Source organism: Phaeobacter sp. S60 (assembly GCF_000826845.1).
GTDB classification, from domain to species: Bacteria; Pseudomonadota; Alphaproteobacteria; order Rhodobacterales; family Rhodobacteraceae; genus Phaeobacter; species Phaeobacter piscinae.
The window spans coordinates 1-316 of record NZ_JSWJ01000055.1; the positions used below are offsets into that span (position 1 = coordinate 1).

Annotated in this window: 1 protein-coding gene; it reads right to left on the bottom strand. The window is 54.7% G+C overall.

The annotated features are described in order from the left end of the window. Window positions 1–70 precede the first annotated feature (70 nt). Window positions 71–316: hypothetical protein (locus OO25_RS22100; protein WP_040183034.1), on the bottom strand; the 246-nt coding region annotated here is incomplete at its 5' end.

Genomic DNA, 316 nt, shown 5'->3' on the forward strand with positions numbered 1-316 from the left:
ACGACAAAGACAGACATGTAAAGCACTACCAGCACGATGATGATAATCGCGATAACTGACTTACGCATCGTTATTCCCCCTGACGCTGGTAGTCGTTACGCTGCGCGTTGGCGCGGCGTTGGTCCATAATATCGCCCTGACTGGTGGACGACGTGTTGCTTGCTCCACTGGTTGTGGAGGAAGAGGCTGGCGGCAGACGCAGCAGATTGCTGGCACCGTTATCGCTCTTCGCCGCAGGGGCGTTACCACCTTTCAGCATCTGGTCTAACGGCAGAACCATCAGGTTGCCACCTTTATCGTTAACCAGCACTTTGCG